The 2,473-nt window shown below is 67.4% G+C and carries 2 protein-coding genes; both read right to left on the reverse strand.

Annotated features, from left to right (window positions below; all coding sequences use genetic code 11):
- Window positions 1-48: 48 nt before the first annotated feature.
- The gene (gene tdh / locus ON45_RS19475; protein WP_040496261.1) at window positions 49-1,074 is read right to left on the reverse strand and encodes an L-threonine 3-dehydrogenase; all 1,026 of its coding nucleotides are present in this window, start codon (window positions 1,072-1,074) and stop codon (window positions 49-51) included.
- The gene (locus tag ON45_RS19480; protein ID WP_040496263.1) at window positions 1,071-2,267 is read right to left on the reverse strand and encodes a glycine C-acetyltransferase; all 1,197 of its coding nucleotides are present in this window, start codon (window positions 2,265-2,267) and stop codon (window positions 1,071-1,073) included. Before ON45_RS19480 ends, tdh begins: the two co-directional genes overlap by 4 nt.
- Between the last annotated feature and the right edge of the window lie 206 nt (window positions 2,268-2,473).

The raw sequence follows: 2,473 nt of genomic DNA on the forward strand, positions 1-2,473 counted from the left end.
CACGGAGCGCGGGAACTGTTCACGAGAACGGGGGAGGAGGAGGGCGGGTCAGGCGATGTCGAGGACGACTTTGGTGGCTTCGCCCGCGTGCAGTGCATCGAACGCGGTCTGGAAGTCGTCGAGCACGAAGCGATGGCTGATCACCGGAGCGATCGACAGCCCGGAGTCGAGCATCGAGACGGCCTTGTACCAGGTGTCGAACATCTCGCGGCCGTAGATGCCCTTGATCTGCAGTCCTTTGAGGATCGCCTCGTTGACGTTCACTTCCGCTGGTCCGGCGAACAGCCCGAGCAGACCGACGTGGGCGCCGTGGGTGGTGACGCGGAGGATGTCGGCGAGCGCTCGTCCGCTGCCCGACATCTCGAGCGCGACGTCGAACCCCTCGTCCATCCCCATCTCTGCCATGACGTCCTCGAGCGTCTCCTGATCGGCGCGGACCGCGCGGCTCGCCCCCATCTGCTCCGCGATCGCGAGGCGGGCCGGGACGAGGTCGGTGATGACGACATGGCGTGCACCGGCGTGGCGACAGATCGCGGCGGCCATCTGGCCGATCGGCCCGGCACCGGTGATCAGGACGTCCTCGCCGACGACGTCGAACGACAACACCGTGTGGACCGCGTTGCCGAGTGGGTCGAGAATCGCGGCGATCTCGTCGGGAACGGAATCCGGAACCGGGTACACGTTCGTCGCAGGAATCGAGACGAACTCGGCGAATCCGCCGTCCCGATGAATCCCGACGCCGACCGTCGACCGACACAGGTGCCGGTGCCCGGCGCGGCAGTTCCGGCATCGACCACACACGATGTGACCCTCGCCCGCGACGCGACTGCCGACCTCGACGTTCGTGACCTGATCGCCGACCTCGGCCACGGTTCCCACGAACTCGTGGCCGACGACGACGGGAGCGGCGACGTTCGCGCTCGCCCACGCGTCCCAGTCGTGGATGTGCAGATCGGTGCCGCAGATGGCGGCGTGCGAGACGGCGATCAGAACGTCGTTGGCACCGACCTCGGGTCGGGGCACATCGCGAAGTTCGAGTCCGGGCTCGGGGCCCGGCTTGACGAGTGCCTTCACGAGATCAGCTCCAGTTCCCGGCCGACGGCGGTGAATGCCTCGACCGCCCGATCGATGTCGTCGTCGGTGTGTGCCGCGTTCATCTGCGTCCTGATCCGCGCCGCCCCGTGTGGGACCACAGGGAACGAGAAGGCGGTCACGTAGATCCCGCGTTCGAGCAGTCGGTTCGACATCTCCCCGGCCTTCGCAGCATCGCCGATCATCACCGGGATGATCGGATGCCCTTCACCGGACAGTTCGAAACCGGCGGCGCTCATCGCCGAGCGGAAGCGGCGTGCATTGCGGTCGAGTTGCTCGCGGAGTGCCTCGCCGTCGCGAGCCAAGGCGAGCCCGGCGAGGCCGCCGCCGACGATTGCCGGAGCGAGGGCGTTCGAGAACAGGTACGGCCGAGCGCGCTGGCGGAGGAGGTCGACGACGCTCTGCCGAGCAGCGATGAACCCTCCCATCCCTCCGCCGAGTGCCTTGCCGAGCGTGCTCGTCACGATGTCGACCCGCTCGACGACGCCGTGCAGTGCTGGGGTGCCACGACCGCCGGGCCCGACGATGCCGGTGGCGTGAGCGTCGTCGACCATGACGAGGGCGTCGTGGCGGTCGGCGACCTCGCAGATCGCGGCCAGGTCGGCGATGTAGCCGTCCATCGAGAACACGCCGTCCGTCACGACCAGGACACGCTTCGCACCTGCCTCCCGTGCGCTGGTGAGCTGCGCGTCGAGATCCGCGAGATCCCGGGTCTCGAACCGGTAGCGGTTGGCCTTGCACAGCCGGATCCCATCGATGATCGACGCGTGATTGAGCGAGTCGGACACGATCGCGTCGTCGGCGCCGAGCAACGTCTCGAACACTCCGCCGTTGGCGTCGAAGCAGGCCGCGAACAGGATCGAATCGTCGACCCCGAGGTAGTCCGCGATCTGCCGTTCGAGCTCGCGATGCGCGTCGAGCGTGCCGCAGATGAAGCGGACCGACGCCATGCCGTACCCGTACTGCGCCATTGCTCGCTCGGCCGCGGCGACCATCTCCGGTCGATCCGCGAGGCCGAGGTAGTTGTTCGCGCAGAGGTTCATGACCTGCGATCCGCCTGAGCTGACCCACGGACCCTGTGGCGACACGATCTCGCGCTCGTGCTTCCACAGTCCGTCGGCACGGATCTCGTCGAGCGTCGACTCGACCTCGTCGTAGAACGTCTCGCGGCTCATGTGTCTGCTCCCATCGTCGGCGTCATCCTCGCGTCCCGTCACGCCCCCCGCCAGCCATCCGGGCGAACTCCCATCCGGGATTCACGGTCCATTCCTCCGTGCGGTGAGATGTGAGACCACCTGTCGCGCTCACATCTCACCGCAGGGAGGTCGCATCCGGGAACGGTGAGAGGTGAGACCACCTGTCGGTCTCACATCTCACCGGA

The sequence above is a fragment of the Ilumatobacter nonamiensis YM16-303 genome (assembly GCF_000350145.1).
Classification (GTDB): Bacteria; Actinomycetota; Acidimicrobiia; order Acidimicrobiales; family Ilumatobacteraceae; genus Ilumatobacter_A; species Ilumatobacter_A nonamiensis.